Source organism: Variovorax nitratireducens (assembly GCF_051216545.1).
Classification (GTDB): Bacteria; Pseudomonadota; Gammaproteobacteria; order Burkholderiales; family Burkholderiaceae_C; genus Variovorax.
Genome location: NZ_JBPJZO010000001.1, coordinates 299,320 through 314,563, shown reverse-complemented (window position 1 = coordinate 314,563; position 15,244 = coordinate 299,320). Strand labels below are relative to the sequence as shown.

Here is a 15,244-nt window from a genome sequence, read left to right as displayed (position 1 = left end):
ATTATGTTCTTTGCGCATGAGCCGTCCAGTCAGATCGGCGTGACGACGCCGCGGCCGGCAAAGTGCCCTTCGGCGTTCTCCAGGAAGCGCCGGAAGGAAGCTTCGGTCGCTTCGGGCGACCAGCCGGCCAGGTGCGGGGTCAGGATGAGGTTGTCGAGGCCGATCAGTTGCTCCGGCCGCTTCGGCTCGCTCTCGTACACGTCGATGCCGGCGCCGGCGATGCGGCCTTCGCGCAGGGCCGCGGCCAGCGCGTCGGTGTCGACCACGCTGCCGCGGCCGATGTTGACCAGGAAGCCCTGCGGCCCGAGCGTGTCCAGCACCTCGGCGTCGACGATGTGCCGGGTGGCCGGGCCGCCCGGCGTGGCGCAGACGAGCACGTCGCACCAGTCGGCCAGCGCCTTGACGCTGTCGAAGTAGCGGTGCGGCGCCCCTTCCTTCGGCTTGCGGTTGTGATAGCCGATCGCCATGTCGAAGCCGGCCGCCCGGCGCGCGATCTTCTGGCCGATGGTGCCGAGCCCGAGGATCCCCAGGCGCTTGCCCGAAACATTGGGCGGCTGCGGGATGGCGAGCCGCCACACGCCTTCGCGGCACAGCCGGTCGAGCGTACGAAAGCCGCGCACCGACGCGATCACCAGGCCGAAGGCGTGATCCGCCACGCAGTCGTCGTTGGTGCCCTGGCCGTTGGCCAATGCAATGCCGCGCTGGCGGGCCGCGTCGAGGTCGACCAGTTCGTAGCCGGCACCCATGCAGCACACCAGCTCCAGCGCCGGCAAGGCGGCCATTTCAGCGGCGGTGAGTCCGATCACGCCGATGGTGAGCACCGCGCGATAGCCTGGCCCGTGCGCCGCGATGGCGGCGTCGCGCTCGCCCGGCGTGGGCGCATAGGTCAGCGCGTAGCGCTCTGCCAGGCGGGACTGGTGTTCGCTCGACAAGCTGGTGATCACCAGCAGGGGAATCTTCTCGGACATGCGTTCGTTGTTCCTGAATGGAGATCTCAAAGGACGACGGGCGCTGCTTCAACCTGCTGCATCGCCCACATCTGCGCGTAGCGGCCGTTCTGCGCCAGCAGGCCGGCATGGGTGCCGCGCTCGACGATGACACCGCTCTCCAGCACCAGGATCTCGTGCGCGTCGACCACGGTCGACAGCCGGTGCGCGATCACCAGCGTGGTCTTGTTCTGCGCGGCACTCTGCAGTTCGCCCTGGATCGCGCGCTCGTTGGCCGAGTCAAGGGCCGAGGTGGCCTCGTCGAAGATCAGGATCGGCGGATCCTTGAGCAGCGTGCGCGCAATGGCCACGCGCTGCTTCTCGCCGCCCGAGAGCTTGAGCCCGCGCTCCCCGACCGGCGTGTCGTAGCCCTTTGGCGTGGCCATGATGAAATCGTGGATGCGTGCCGCCTTCGCCGCCGCCTCGACTTCGTCGCGCGTGGAACCCGGGCGGCCGTAGGCGATGTTGTATTCGACCGAGTCGTTGAACAGCACCGTGTCCTGCGGCACGATGCCGATGGATCGCCGCACGCTGGCCTGGGTGACCTCGCGGATGTCCTGGCCGCCGATGGTGATGCGGCCCCCGCCGATGCCGGGCCGCCCCAGGTCGGCGGCGCCCCCTTCGGCGGGCCGGGGGCCGACGCCCACGTCGTAGAAGCGGTACATGAGCCGCGCCAGCGTGGACTTGCCCGAGCCCGAGGGGCCGACCACCGCCACCGTCTTGCCGGCAGGAATCTCGAAGCTCACATGCTTGAGGATCGGGCGCGCGGCCTCGTAGGCGAAGCTGACATCCTCGAAACGCACGGTGGAGTCGGCGCCCGCCAGAGGCTGCGCCTGCGGCGCATCGCGCACCTCGCGCTCCTTTTCCATCAGCACGAACATCTTGTCGAGGTCGGTCAGGCTCTGCTTGATCTCGCGGTAGATCACGCCCAGAAAGTTGAGCGGAATGTAGAGCTGGATCATGAAGGCGTTGACCATCACCAGGTCGCCCAGCGTCATGCGCCCTTCGACCACGCCCGCGGTCGCGCGCCACAGCATCAGCACCAGGCTCACCGCGATAAGCAGCTGCTGGCCGGTGTTGAGCATCGACAGGGTGCGCTGGCTCTTGATGGCGGCCTTGCGGTAGCGGTCCAGGCTCGCGTCGTAGCGCTGCGCCTCGAACTCCTCGTTGTTGAAGTACTTGACCGTTTCGTAGTTCAGCAGCGAATCGACCGCACGGCTCTGCGCGACCGAATCGAGCTCGTTCATGGTCTTTCGGAACTGGGTGCGCCATTCGGTCACCGTGACGGTGAAGCCGATGTAGAGGATCAGCGCCACGCCCGTGATCCAGACGAACAGCGCGTCGAACTTCACGCCGAGGATGGTGAGCACCAGCGTCAGCTCGATGATCGTCGGCACGATGCTGTAGAGCGACATCGAGATCAGCGAGTGCACGCCACGCGTGCCGCGCTCGATGTCGCGCGTCATGCCGCCGGTCTGCCGCTCCAGGTGAAAGCGCAGGCTCAGCGCGTGCAGGTGCCGGAACACCTCGAGCGAAATGCTGCGCGCCGCGCCTTCGGTCGCCTTGGCGAAGACCAGCTCGCGCAGTTCACCGAACAGCGAGGTCGAAAAACGCAGCAGCCCATAGCCCACCAGCAGCGCGATCGGCACCACCAGCAAGGCCTGCGCCAGGTCGGGCCTGGGCGTCATGGTGTCGACCAGGTTCTTCAGCAGCACCGGCACGCCGACGTTGGCGACCTTGGCGCCAACCATGAAAGCCAGCGCCGCCAGCACGCGCCACTTGTACTGCCAGAGGTAGGGAAACAGGCGGCGCAGCGTGGCCCAGTCGGAGCGGTCGGTGCGCGCGGGCGCACCGGAAGAGGCGGCGTGAGGAGAGGAAAGCGTTTCGCCGCTGCGGCGCATGGATGACAATCGTGGCTGTTGTTGTTCTCCAGATTGTGCCCATGTCCGATTCTTCCAGCGCCAGTGTGGCCGCAACCCTCAAGAGCCTGCCGACCGACATGGAGCTGGTGCTCAAAGTCATTCCGATGCCGGCCGACGTCAACGCCAACGGCGATATCTTCGGCGGCTGGGTCATGGCCCAGTGCGACCTGGCGGGCTCGGTGATTCCGGCGCGCTATGCCAAGGGCCGCATGGCAACCGTGGCGGTGAACGAATTCATCTTCAAGCAGCCGGTGCGGCTCGGCGACATCCTCTCGTTCTATTCAAAGCTGGTGAAGATCGGCCGCACATCTATCACCGTGATGGTCGAGGTGTTCGCCGAGCGCTTCAACGCACAGGGCGAGTACCTCAAGGTGACGCAGGCCACCTTCACCTACGTGGCGATCGACGACAACGGAAGGCCGCGGGCGATCGAGCGGGAGTGAATCAGGGCTGAAAGCCCGACTTCTTCACCACCGGCGCCCACTGCGCCTTGTAGGCGGCGAGCATCGCCACCGTCTGCGCGCTGCTGCTCGACACCGGCACCATCTCGGCGGCCCTGAAGCGGGCCTGCAGCGCCGGGTCGGCCATGGCCTGCTGCACGGCCGTTGCGATGGCGCGCTGACGTGCCGCTGGCAACGATTGGGCCGCATACACCACGTTCCAGCCCGAAGCGGACAGGTCGAGCCCGGCTTCCTTGAAGGTCGGCACATCGGGCAGCGACGCCGCGCGGCGCACGCCTGAAACGGCCAGGATCCGCACCTTGCCGGCCTTGGCCAGTGGCTCCAGCGCATCGAGCGAGTCGAAGGCGATCGGCACGTGGCCGCCCATCAGGTCGTTCATCAGCGGCGCCGAGCCCTTGTAGCCCACCACCGGCATGCTGAGCTTCATCTTGTCGCCCAGCATCAGCGCGAAGAAGTGGGGCAGGCTGCCGGTGGCGGGCACGCCGGCGGCGATCTTGTCCTGGTTGGTTTGCATCCAGGCGCGCAGATGGCCGAACTCGCGCACCGGCACGGCCGGGCCGACCGCAATGCCGAAGTCGTAGCTCGTGACCTGGGACAGCGGGACGTAGTCCTTGTCCGGGTCGTAGCCGGCGTCCTTGAACACCAGCGGTGCGACCAGCATGGTGGCCGGGTTGGCCAGCAGCACCAGGTTCTGGCCGCTGGTGTCCTTGTGAACCTGTTGCGCGGCGAGCCTGCCGCCAGCGCCGACGCGGTTCTCGACGATCACCGTGACGCCGAGCTTCGGTGCGATTGCGTCGCCGAGCAGCCGTGCCGCGCGGTCGGAAGTGCCGCCCGCGGGATACGGCACCACGATCTTGAGGGTGCCGCCCTCCAGCGCAGCGGTTTGCGCGCCGGCGGTGGCGCCCACGCCGAGCAACGCAGCCGCTGCCAATGCCTGTCGTCTTGTGATGGCCACGCTGTCGTCTCCTAGTGAAAAGCGGAGAAGCACTTTAGCGCAGGGCCGTTCGACGAACGGCGATCAGACCTTCGAGAAATCGGGCTTGCGCTTTTCCATGAAAGCGGTGAAAGCTTCCTTGGCCGCCGGCGAGCGCATCGCAATGCCGAAGCTCGCGCCCTCCACGCCGATGCGTTCCAGCACCGCGGGCTGCTGTGCCAGCTTGAGCAGGCGCTTGGTTTCGACGAGCGCCGACAACGGCTTGGCCGCCAGCTTGCGCGCCTGGGTCTGCGCGATTCCGTTGCATTCGGTCGGCGGCACGACGCGGTTGACCAGGCCCACTTCGAGCGCGGCCTCTGCCATGAAGGGCTCGCCCAGCAGCAGCGCCTCGGCCGCGCGGTGGTAGCCGAACATCTGCGGCGCCAGCATGCTCGATGCGGCTTCGGGCACTAGGCCCAGGTTCACGAACGGCATCGAGAACGCGGCGTTGTCGCCCGCATAGACCAGGTCGCAATGAAACAGCAGCGTGGTGCCGATGCCGACGGCCGGGCCGCAGACGCTGGCGACAACCGGTTTCGGAAATGCCGCGATCGCGCGCAGGAAGCGGATCGCGGGCGACTCGGCCAGGGTCTGTTGGGCCGGCGCGCTCGCGGCGGCCATGAAGTCGCCGATGTCGTTGCCGGCACTGAAAATGGTCGGGTCGCCCTGGATCAGCACGGTGCGCACGGCCGCATCGCCCGTGGCCTGCTCGAGCGCTGCCGAGAGCGCGTCGTACATGGCGCCGGTGATCGAGTTCTTGCGCTCGACACGGTTGAGGGTCAGGGTCATTACACCGGCTTCGGTGTGGACGAGGATGTCGCTCATGGAGGTTTCCTTGGAGAAGAATGATGAAGTTCAGGCCGCGAGGGCCTCACGCACGAAGTCGAGGCGGTCTTGCCCCCAGAACATTTCGTCGCCGACGAACATGGTGGGCGCACCGAACACGCCGCGTTCGACCGCTTCCTGCGTGGTCGCCTTGAGCCGGTCTTTGGTGGCCTGCGCGTTGGCGAGCGCCAGCACGGCTGCCGCATCGAAGCCGGCGGCCTGCAGCACGGCGCCCACGGTGGCGGGGTCGTTCATGTTGCGGCCGTCGACCCACATCGCGTCGTATATCGCCTTCACGTAGTCCATGAAGCGCTCGGGCTGCTCCGTCTGCAGCCCGGCAGCGCCGCGCATCAGCAGCAGCGTGTTGATCGGAAAGTTCGGATTGTGCACAAAGGGCACGCCGTAGCGCTTGGCAAAGCGGGCCATATCCTTGTTCAGGTACCGGCCCTTGAGTTTGATCTCGGCGGGCGAGTGATTGCCGGTCGCCTGGAACACGCCGCCGAGCAGCATCGGCTTCCAGACCAGCGTGGCCCCGGCGTCGGCCGCGATGTGCGGCAGCTGCGTCGCGGCCAGGTAGGCGGCGGGGCTGCCGAAATCGAAATAGAAGTCGATGGAGTGGGTCATGGGTGTCTCTTTGTCGGGTGTTCTTGTTCGGGGCGCTTTTGTTCGGGGCGCGTGCACAGGCCGCCGGGTACTCCCCTCCGCGAATGTCCCCCGGCTTCGCCTCCTCCTTTATTTCGCTGCGGGGAGCACCCGACGCCCTGTGCACCAGGGCACGCTGGGGGTGTACCGCTGATCAACGACCGCTCTGAACACCGATCACGTCGATGGGGTGCCTTGCGCAGCGAAATAAAGGAGGAGGCCGCAGGCCGGGGGACATTCGCGGAGCAAGGTACCCCGTCGGCGGGATCGCGCCCTGAACAACGCGCCCGACGCCCAGCACGATCAAACGAAAAGCAGGGGCTCATCTCAGAATTTCTCAGACCACGGCCGCAGATCCAGCTCGTGCGTCCACGCGTCGCGCGGCTGCGTATGCAGCATCCAGTAGCTGTCCGCGATGTGATCCGGATTCAGGATGCCATCGCTCTCCTTCAGTGCATAACGCTCGGGAAAGTTGCTGCGGATGAACTCGGTATCGATCGCGCCGTCGACCACCACGTGCGCGACGTGAATGCCCTGCGGACCCAGTTCGCGCGCCATCGATTGCGCCAATGCGCGCAACGCCATCTTCGCGCCCGAGAAAGCGCCGAAGTTGGCCGCGCCACGCAGCGATGCCGTGGCCCCCGTGAAGATGATCGTGCCGCGATGCCCGCCCCTGGGAAGCTCACGCGCCACCATGCGCCTGGCCACTTCACGGCCGTTCAGGAAGCCCGAGAAGCAGGCCATCTCCCACACCTTGAAGTACTTGCGCGCGGTCTCGGCCAGGATGCTCTCGGGCACGTTGGCGCCGATGTTGAACACCATCACCTCGATCGGGCCGATGGTCGATTCGATCTCTTCGACCAGCGCGATGACCTCTTCTTCCTTGCGCGCATCGCAGGCAAAGGCGCGCGCCGCGCCGCCGTCGGCCTCGATCTGCGCGACCAGCGGCTGGAGCTTGTCGAGGCTGCGGCGCGTGACACAGGCGACGTAGCCCTCGCGCGCAAAGCGGCGCGCAATGGCGCCGCCGGTGGCGTCGCCGGCACCGACGATCAGGGCGGTCTTGCGCGTCATGGTCATTCCTTGAAATAGACGATCTGGTTGCTGGTGGCCAGCAGTAGCCCCGCCTCGCTCCACAACTGCGCAGACTGGTCGAAAAAGCCGTTGTGAAACTGCTGCCCGACCGCGCGGCCCAGCAGGTAGCCGATGCCCACGGCGGCGAGTTCGGCCGGGCCGACGTGGAAGTAGGTCGTGATCGACACGGTGCCGGCCGGCACATGCCGGGCCCGGCGCAGCCAGACGCGCGGATAGAACATGTCGCTCAGCGACGCCAGCGAGGCGAAGTCGAGCGGGCGCGGATCAGCGTCGCGCAGCCAAATCAAGGATTCGCTGTGGTCGCCGCCGCCATCCCAGGTCGCCGGAATCTTGCCGCTGACCGGTCGCATCTCGTACTGGTTCGTCCAGGCGACGCCGGTCGGGCCGATGCTGATGCGCTTGACCGCGGCCGGCGCCGGTACGGCAGGCATTGGCAGGTCGTTGGCGCCCCAGGTCTCGCGGCGCGCAGCTGTGACCACCGTTGCAGTGGTGGTCACATGGGGAGCGCCGCTGGCGCCGGCCTGCGTAATTTCTACCGTCCAGTGCTGCGTCGACCGGTTGGTGCGCACGGCGGTGGCCTGCACCTCGAACGCCCCGGCCTCGATGGCCGCCGCGTAGTTCACCGTCAGCGCGATCGGCGCGCCCAGCAGGTCTGGATGCTGCAGCACCGACTGCAGCACCACGGCCGCGGTGGTGCCGCCGAACGGGCCGATCATGTTCCAGTAGTCGGCGCTGGTCATGCCGGTCGAATGGCCGGCGCGGATGCCGCTGGGCTTCAGCGCCAGCGCCCGGTCGAAGATGTGGGGAGCGGTCATGGCAGCAGTGTGCACGGGCGCGCGGGTTCAGGCAGTCGTGGCGGCGACGCGGGCAGCGGCGGCGCGCTGGAAGCCGCGCAAGGACTCGAGCGCGCGCGGCCACAGCTTGTCGGCAAAGCGCTCGTGGAAGAAGCCGAAGTGGCCGATGCGCCCGGCCTGCACGTCGGCCGGTGCGATCTGCTGCACCTCCTGCGGCGCGCCGGTGTAGAGGCCGATCAGGTTGTGCGTGCCACGCAGGGTCATGAGTTCGTCGTCGGTCATCGATAGCGCGAGCACCGGGAACTGCACGCGGCCGTAGCTCTGTGCCGCCGCTTCGCCCTCGGCGCCGACGCTGTAGCGCGGATCCAGGCACCAGCGGCGCCACTGCAGGATCACGCCGCGCGGCAGGTCGCCGACCTTGCGCAGCCTGCGACCCGGGAAGTAGCCGCAGATGCGCGTCGCGATCGGCACCAGCACCCACCAGAAGTACGGCACCATGCGCTTGAGCTTCGGCGCGTTGTCGCGCCAGTAGCCGCTGCCGGCCGCGATGCTCAACAGCCCGTCAACCTGCTCCGGCCGCCGCAGAAAACCCGGCAACTGCGCGCCGAGGCTGTGGCCGAACAGGTAGAGCGGCAGCTCGGGCTCGACGGCCTTGGCCGCGTCGATCACGGCTTCGTAGTCGCGTGCCCAGTCGAACAGGTCGGCACGGTAGCCGCGCAGCGACTGGCCTTCCATCGAGGCGCCCGAGCCCCTGTAATCGAAAGTGGTGACGCGCAGACCCCGCGTGGCGAGCCATCCGGCAAAAGGCGCGTAGAAACCTTGGCGCACGCCCATTGCGCCGCCGATGACCACGCTGGCGCGCGGTGGCATGCCATCGGTGGGTTCATAGACCCGCAGCGCGATGCGCGTGGCGGGGTCGACCTGCAGCTGTTGTTCTTGCATTCCGTTGTCTCCTTCTTCTCAAGTGCCCGGCCGGTGGTTCCAGCAACGCTGGTTGCGACTACACGCGCTCGAAGATGCCGGCAGCGCCCTGCCCCATGCCGACGCACATCGTCACCATGCCGTACTTCAGGTTCTTGCGGCGCAGCGCGTGCACCACGGTGGCCGAGCGGATCGCGCCGGTTGCGCCGAGCGGGTGCCCCAGCGCGATCGCGCCGCCCATCGGGTTAACCTTGCTCGGGTCGAGCCCGAGCGTGTTGATCACCGCCAGCGACTGCGCGGCGAAAGCCTCATTCAACTCGAACCAGTCGATGTCCTCGTGCTTCAGCCCGGCATAGCGCAGCGCGGCCGGAATCGCCTCGATCGGGCCGATGCCCATGATGTGCGGCGGCACACCCTTGCTGGCAAAGCTCACGAAGCGCGCGAGTGGCGTCAGGCCGAACTGCTTGACCGCCTTTTCGCTCGCGAGGATCAGCGCACCGGCGCCGTCGGAGGTCTGCGAGCTGTTGCCGGCCGTCACGGTGCCCCGCGCCGCGAACACGGTGCGCAGCTTGGCCAGGCCTTCGAGGCTGGTGTCGGGGCGCGCGCCTTCGTCGAGATTCACGGTGCGCGTCTTCGCGATCGACTCGCCGGTGTCGAGGTTCGGCGTGCGATCGGTCACTTCGATCGGCGTGATCTCGTCTGCGAACTCGCCGGCCTGCTGCGCGGCCAGCGCCTTCTGGTGCGAAGCCAGCGCGAACGCATCCTGCGCGTCGCGGCCCACCTTCCACTGCTGCGCGACCTTCTCGGCCGTGAGACCCATGCCATAGGCAATGCCGACATCGCCTTCGCGCTCGAAGATCGAGGGCGACAGCGAGGGCGCATTGCCCATCATCGGCACCATGCTCATGCTCTCGACGCCGGCCGCGATCATCACGTCGGCCTCTCCGACGCGGATGCGATCCGCCGCCATCTGCACGGCCGAAAGGCCGGAGGCGCAAAAGCGGTTGACCGTGATGCCGCCGATGCTGTTGGGCAGCCCGGCCAGCACGGCGCCGATGCGCGCAATATTCAGCCCCTGCTGCGATTCCGGGATCGCACAGCCGCAGATGATGTCTTCGATGGCCTTCGGGTCGAGCCCGGGCACCGCTGCAAGCGCCGCCTTCAGCGTGGTCGCGAGCAGGTCGTCGGGCCGGTAGTTGCGGAAGTAGCCGCGGTGCGACTTGCCGATGGGTGTGCGCGTGGCGGAGACGATGTAGGCGTCCTGGATTTGTTTCATGGCGATGTTCCTTGGTTTCTTGCTCCTTCCCCCTCCGGGGGAAGGCAGGGATGGGGGCCGACGGCGCTCATGGCGTCGACGCGGTGCGCAATGGCCTGCAGCACCCCTTCCAGATTGATGAATGGTTCATTCGACGCAAAGCGCAGCACGCCGAATCCCTGGCTGCGAAAGAAGGCATCGCGCGTGGCGTCATAACCCTGTTGCGCCAGATGCTGTGAGCCGTCGAGTTCAACGATGAGCTTGGGCTCCAGACATGCAAAGTCCGCGATGTAGTTGCCGAGCGGATGCTGGCGGCGAAACTTGACGCCCAATTGCTCGCCGCGCAGACCGCTCCAGAGCTTGCGCTCCGAGTCGGTCATGTCGCGGCGAAGTGCTTGCGCATTCGCGCGGGCGTTGGGTGCGGCCTGGTTTCGCATCGTGTTTGCTTGGAGGTTGCCCCCATCCCTGCCTTCCCCCGGAGGGGGAAGGAGAAATGCGGTCAGTTGCGCACTGGCTTCCCCGTGCTGAGCATCCCCATGATTCGCTCCTGCGTCTTTGGGTGCACGATGAGCGAGCAGAACGCCTTGCGTTCCAGCGCCATCAGGTATTCCTCGGTCACGAGCGAACCGGCGTCGATGTCGCCACCGGTGACCACACCCGCGATCAGGCTCGCGATGTGGAAGTCGTGCGCGCTGATGAAGCCGCCGTCGCGCATGTTCACGAGCTGGCCCTTGATGGTGGCGGCGCCGCTGCGGCCGGCCACGCGGAAGCTGCGGCGCAGCGGTGCGCGGTAGCCCGCATCGGCCATCGCCTTCGCCTGCTGCAGCGCGACGTAGAGCAGTTCGTCCTTGTTCGCGACGATCACGTCGCTGTCTAGCAGATAGCCGAGCTTCTTCGAATCGAGCGCGCCGGTGCCGACCTTGGCCATTGCCGCCGCCGTGAAGCCTTCGGTGAGGAAGGGCAGCAGGTCGCTGCCGGTGGATGCAGCCGCGTTCTCTGCCGCGCGGCGCGCGATGTAGGTGAGGCCACCGGCGCCCGGCACGAGGCCCACGCCGACTTCGACCAGGCCGATGTAGCTTTCCATCGCGGCAACGCGCTTGGCCGAATACACGGCCAGCTCGCAGCCCCCGCCGAGCGCCAGGCCGCGTACGGCAGACACCACCGGCACGCTTGCATAGCGCAGCTTGAGCATCACGTTCTGCAGTTCTTCTTCGGCCCCTTCGACCGCACTGATGCCGGCGACCACGAAGGCCGGCAGCATCGCCTGCAGATCGGCGCCGACCGAGAACATCTCATCGGGCGACCAGATCACCAGGCCCTTGTACTCGGCTTCGGCCAGCTCGACCGCGGCACCGAGTGCTTCGGCCACGTCGGGGCTGATGGCATGCATCTTCGAATGGATGCTCGCGATCAGAATCTCGCTGTCAAGCGTCCAGACGCGCACATCGCCTTCGTCGCTGATCGTCGTGCCCGCGGTGTTCGCGTCGGGCGCATTGGCGCCGAGCACGCTTTCGGGGAACAGCTGGCGTTCATGGACGGGCAGCTTGCGCTGCGGCACGAACTGGCCCTGCGAAGCGCTCCACGAGCCCTCGGGCGTGTGCACGCCACCGGCCTTGGCGACTGCGCCCTCGAACACCCACTTGGGCAGCGGCACCGTGCTGAGCGCCTTGCCGGCATCGATGTCTTCCTGGACCCACTTCGCGACCTGCGCCCAGCCGGCCTCCTGCCAGAGCTCGAACGGCCCCTGCTTCATGCCGAATCCCCAGCGCATCGCGAAGTCCACGTCGCGCGCGCTTTCGGCAATCGTCGCCAGGTGCACGGCCGCGTAGTGGAAGCTGTCGCGCAGGATGGCCCAGAGGAACTGGCCCTGCGGCCCTTCGCTCTCGCGCAGCAGCTTCAGGCGCTCGCCTGCCGGCTTCTTCAGCATGCGGCCATAGACCTCGTCGGCCTTCTCGCCCGAAGGCACGTAGTCGCCCTTGGCCAGGTCGAAGCGCAGGATGTCGCGGCCAACCTTCTTGAAGAAGCCGGCCTTGGTCTTCTGGCCCAGGTTGCCGAGTTCCAGCAGCTTGGCCAGCACCGGCGGCGTCGCGAAGTTGGCGTAGAACGGATCAGTCTCGGCATTCAGGTTGTCCTGCAGCGTCTTGACCACGTGGGCCATCGTGTCGAGGCCCACCACGTCGGCCGTGCGAAAGGTGCCCGAGCTTGCGCGGCCCAGCTTCTTGCCGGTGAGGTCGTCCACCACGTCGGGCGTGAGGCCGAACTTCTCGACTTCCTTCAGCGTCGCCAGCATGCCGGCGATGCCGACGCGGTTGGCGATGAAGTTGGGCGTGTCGTGCGCGCGCACCACACCCTTGCCGAGCGTGCTGGTGACGAAGGCTTCGAGCTGGTCGAGCACCTGCGGCTCGGTGGTCGGCGTGTTGATCAGCTCGACCAGAGCCATGTAGCGCGGGGGGTTGAAGAAGTGGATGCCGCAGAAACGCGGCTTGAGCGCTTCGGGCAACGCTTCGCTGAGCTTCGTGATCGACAGGCCCGAGGTGTTCGAGGCCAGGATCGAATGCTTGGCGACGTGCGGAGCGATCTTCTTGTAAAGATCGAGCTTCCAGTCCATGCGTTCGGCAATGGCTTCGATGACGATATCGCACTCGCCCAGCTTCGCGAGGTCGTCGTCGTAGTTCGCGACTTCGATCAGGCCGGCATCGGCCACGTCACCGAGCGGCGCGGGCTTGAGCTTCTTGAGGTTGTCGATGGCGCGGGTGACGATGCCGTTCTTCGGGCCTTCCTTGGCCGCTAGGTCGAACAGCACGACGGGTACGCGGACGTTGACGAGATGTGCGGCAATCTGCGCGCCCATCACGCCGGCGCCGAGAACGGCGACCTTCTTCACTTGAAATCGGGACATAGCGGAGTTTCGAAGTTCTGAATCAGTTCGGGGAACACCGCGGAACCGGCTTTGCCGGGCCGCTGGTGTTGCCCCCTTGAGGGGGAGGCTGCTACACGAAGTGAGCAGCTACGGGGGTGGGCTACTGGGCGCGGTTCCAGGTCTGGGTGCGCCAGAAGGGGCCGAGGTAGCCGCGCACTTCCAGCTTCTTGCCGCCGTCGATGGGCGTGAAGCTGGCACGGTATTCCTTGCCGTTTTCGGGGTCGAGGATCTTGCCGCCCTCCCAGACATCCTTGCCTTCGGCCTTCTTGCCGCCGCGGATGATCTCGAGGCCGGCGATCGGCTTGCCCTTGCGGTCGTCGCTGCATTCGTCGCAGACGGCGTCGGCCTTGGCATCCTTCTTCAGCGTCTTCTCGATGCGGCCGGCCAGCGCGCCGCCGGTTTCGGTGACGCGGATCTCCGCCTTGACTTCACCGGTCTTGTCGTCGACGCTGCGCCACAGCCCGACCGGGCTCGTCTGCGCGAGCGCCGACGCTGCACACAGCATGGCAGCCGCCAACAGCGAAATGCCGCGGAACCGGCTCCGCCGGGCCGCTGGCGTCGCCCCCTGCAAAGAGGTTGGCGAAGCGACACGAAGTGCGCGAAGACTGGGGGTCATGCCAGTGCCGCATCCGTGTCCATCAAGACCTTGCTGCCGGCGCGCGCAGTGCGCATCAGCGTCGCGGTCTCGGGGAACAGCTTGGCGAAGTAGAAGCGCGCGGTCTGCAGCTTGGCGACATAGAACGGGTCGGTGTTGCCGGCGGCGATTTCGCGCAGCGCCACCTGCGCCATGCGGGCGAACAGGTAGCCGAACACGAAGTGGCCGGCCACACGCAGGTAGTCGACCGCGGCAGCGCCGACCTCGTCGGGATTCTGGAAGCCCTTGAAGCCGATCTCGGTGGTGAACTTGGTCAGCTGCTCGCCCAGCATCGCCACCGGCGTGATGAACTCGCTCATCTTCTCGTTGACACCCTCTTCGGCCACCAGCGCACCCACCAGCTTGCCGAACTTCTTGAGCGAGGCGCCGTTGTTGCCCAGCACCTTGCGGCCCAGCAGATCCAGCGACTGGATGGTGTTGGTGCCTTCGTAGATCATGTTGATGCGGTTGTCGCGCGTGAACTGCTCCATGCCCCATTCCTTGATGAAGCCGTGGCCGCCGAACACCTGCATGCAGGCGTTGGTCGCGATGTGGCCGTTGTCGGTGATGAAGGCCTTGACGATCGGCGTGAGCAGCGCGACCAGTTCGCCACTGTCCTTGCGCACCTTCTCGTCGGGGTGGTGGTGTTCCTTGTCGAGCAGCAGGGTGCAGAAGATCTGCAGCGCGCGGCCGCCTTCGGCGTAGGCCTTGGCCGTGAGCAGCATCTTGCGCACGTCGGGGTGCACGATGATCGGGTCGGCGTCCTTTTCCTTGGCCTTCGGGCCGGTCAGCGAGCGCATCTGGATGCGATCCCGGGCGTAGGCCAAGGCGTTTTGGTAAGCCACTTCGGTCAGGCCCAGCGACTGGTTGCCGACCCCCAGGCGTGCCGCGTTCATCATCACGAACATCGCGGCCAGGCCCTTGTGCGGCTGGCCGACCAGCGAGCCGACGGCGCCGTCGATCACGATCTGCGCAGTCGCGTTGCCGTGGATGCCCATCTTGTGCTCGAGGCCGCCGCAGTAGATCGGGTTGCGCTCGCCGAGCGATCCGTCGTCCTTGACGATGAACTTCGGCACCGCGAACAGGCTGATGCCCTTGCTGCCCTTGGGCGCGTCGGGCAGGCGGGCCAGCACCAGGTGGATGATGTTGGCGGCCATGTCGTGCTCGCCGGCCGAGATGAAGATCTTGTTGCCGGTGAGCTTGTAGTTGCCGTCGGCCATCGGTTCGGCCTTGGTGCGCAGCATGCCGAGATCCGTGCCGCAATGCGGCTCGGTCAGGCACATGGTGCCGGTCCACTCGCCGCTGGTGAGCTTGGGCAGGTAGGTTTTCTTCTGCGCGTCGGTGCCGTGCGCCGCCAGTGCTTCGTACGCGCCGTGCGAGAGGCCCGGGTACATCGTCCAGGCCTGGTTGGCGCTGTTGAGCATTTCGTACAGACACTGGTTCACCACGAACGGCAGGCCCTGGCCCCCGAACTGCGGGTCGCACGACAGTGCCGGCCAGCCGCCTTCGACGAACTGCGCGTAGGCTTCCTTGAACCCCTTGGGCGCCTTGACCTCGTGCGTGGTCTTGTCGAGCACGCAGCCTTCTTCGTCGCCGCTGATGTTGAGCGGAAAGGTCACTTCGGCCGCGAACTTGCCGGCCTCCTCGATCACCGCATTGATGGTTTCGGCATCGGTCTCGGCATGCGCCGGCAGGGCCTTCAGTTCTTCGGCGACGTGCAGCACTTCGTGCAGAACGAATTGCATGTCACGCAGCGGCGGGTTGTAGATGGGCATGGACGAAAGCTCCTGGACAAGTTCTAGAAAGAGAAAAGAGAAAA

At 66.6% G+C, this 15,244-nt stretch carries 14 protein-coding genes; 1 reads left to right on the top strand and 13 read right to left on the bottom strand.

All coding sequences use genetic code 11. The features are described 5' to 3' along the window. Positions 1–29: 29 nt before the first annotated feature. On the bottom strand, positions 30–968 hold the full coding sequence (locus ACSFA8_RS01510; RefSeq protein WP_435477759.1) for a 2-hydroxyacid dehydrogenase: 939 nt from the start codon (positions 966–968) through the stop codon (positions 30–32). Between the two features lie 26 nt (positions 969–994). Next, the gene (locus ACSFA8_RS01505) at positions 995–2,887 is read right to left on the bottom strand and encodes an ABCB family ABC transporter ATP-binding protein/permease (protein WP_435477758.1); all 1,893 of its coding nucleotides are present in this window, start codon (positions 2,885–2,887) and stop codon (positions 995–997) included. Positions 2,888–2,928: 41 nt separating this feature from the next. Here ACSFA8_RS01505 and ACSFA8_RS01500 point away from each other — a divergent pair, with 41 nt between their 5' ends. After that, positions 2,929–3,351, top strand: a complete 423-nt coding sequence (locus ACSFA8_RS01500) for an acyl-CoA thioesterase (RefSeq protein WP_435477757.1) — start codon at positions 2,929–2,931, stop codon at positions 3,349–3,351. 1 nt (position 3,352) lies between these two features. On the opposite strand, the gene ACSFA8_RS01495 is transcribed toward ACSFA8_RS01500, so the two are convergent. The 11 genes from ACSFA8_RS01495 to ACSFA8_RS01445 all read right to left on the bottom strand — a co-directional run bounded on the left by ACSFA8_RS01495 (position 3,353) and on the right by ACSFA8_RS01445 (position 15,200). Further along, positions 3,353–4,324 carry a tripartite tricarboxylate transporter substrate-binding protein gene (locus tag ACSFA8_RS01495; protein ID WP_435477756.1) on the bottom strand — a complete coding sequence of 324 codons (972 nt, stop codon included), beginning with the start codon at positions 4,322–4,324 and terminating at the stop codon, positions 3,353–3,355. A gap of 63 nt (positions 4,325–4,387) precedes the next feature. After that, positions 4,388–5,167: an enoyl-CoA hydratase gene (locus ACSFA8_RS01490; protein WP_435477755.1), complete on the bottom strand. Its 780-nt coding sequence runs from the start codon at positions 5,165–5,167 to the stop codon at positions 4,388–4,390. A 30-nt stretch (positions 5,168–5,197) separates the two neighbouring features. Then, positions 5,198–5,791: a 2-hydroxychromene-2-carboxylate isomerase gene (locus tag ACSFA8_RS01485; RefSeq protein WP_435477754.1), complete on the bottom strand. Its 594-nt coding sequence runs from the start codon at positions 5,789–5,791 to the stop codon at positions 5,198–5,200. Positions 5,792–6,136: 345 nt separating this feature from the next. Then, complete coding sequence (locus tag ACSFA8_RS01480) at positions 6,137–6,886, bottom strand: SDR family oxidoreductase (protein WP_435477753.1); 750 nt, start codon at positions 6,884–6,886, stop codon at positions 6,137–6,139. Beyond that, positions 6,883–7,716 (bottom strand): acyl-CoA thioesterase, encoded by an 834-nt coding sequence (locus ACSFA8_RS01475; RefSeq protein WP_435477752.1) that lies wholly within the window; start codon positions 7,714–7,716, stop codon positions 6,883–6,885. Before ACSFA8_RS01475 ends, ACSFA8_RS01480 begins: the two co-directional genes overlap by 4 nt. Before the next feature lie 27 nt (positions 7,717–7,743). After that, positions 7,744–8,637, bottom strand: coding sequence for an alpha/beta hydrolase family protein (locus ACSFA8_RS01470; protein ID WP_435477751.1), 894 nt, complete (start codon positions 8,635–8,637; stop codon positions 7,744–7,746). A 58-nt stretch (positions 8,638–8,695) separates the two neighbouring features. Then, on the bottom strand, positions 8,696–9,892 hold the full coding sequence (locus ACSFA8_RS01465; protein ID WP_435477750.1) for an acetyl-CoA C-acyltransferase: 1,197 nt from the start codon (positions 9,890–9,892) through the stop codon (positions 8,696–8,698). Next, positions 9,889–10,308 carry an endonuclease domain-containing protein gene (locus tag ACSFA8_RS01460; protein ID WP_435477749.1) on the bottom strand — a complete coding sequence of 140 codons (420 nt, stop codon included), beginning with the start codon at positions 10,306–10,308 and terminating at the stop codon, positions 9,889–9,891. Before ACSFA8_RS01460 ends, ACSFA8_RS01465 begins: the two co-directional genes overlap by 4 nt. A 62-nt stretch (positions 10,309–10,370) precedes the next feature. Continuing rightward, positions 10,371–12,770, bottom strand: coding sequence for a 3-hydroxyacyl-CoA dehydrogenase/enoyl-CoA hydratase family protein (locus ACSFA8_RS01455; protein WP_435477748.1), 2,400 nt, complete (start codon positions 12,768–12,770; stop codon positions 10,371–10,373). 121 nt (positions 12,771–12,891) lie between these two features. Next, positions 12,892–13,296: a DUF2147 domain-containing protein gene (locus tag ACSFA8_RS01450; protein WP_435477747.1), complete on the bottom strand. Its 405-nt coding sequence runs from the start codon at positions 13,294–13,296 to the stop codon at positions 12,892–12,894. 107 nt (positions 13,297–13,403) lie between these two features. Beyond that, positions 13,404–15,200, bottom strand: a complete 1,797-nt coding sequence (locus tag ACSFA8_RS01445) for an acyl-CoA dehydrogenase C-terminal domain-containing protein (RefSeq protein ID WP_435477746.1) — start codon at positions 15,198–15,200, stop codon at positions 13,404–13,406. Positions 15,201–15,244: the final 44 nt, after the last annotated feature.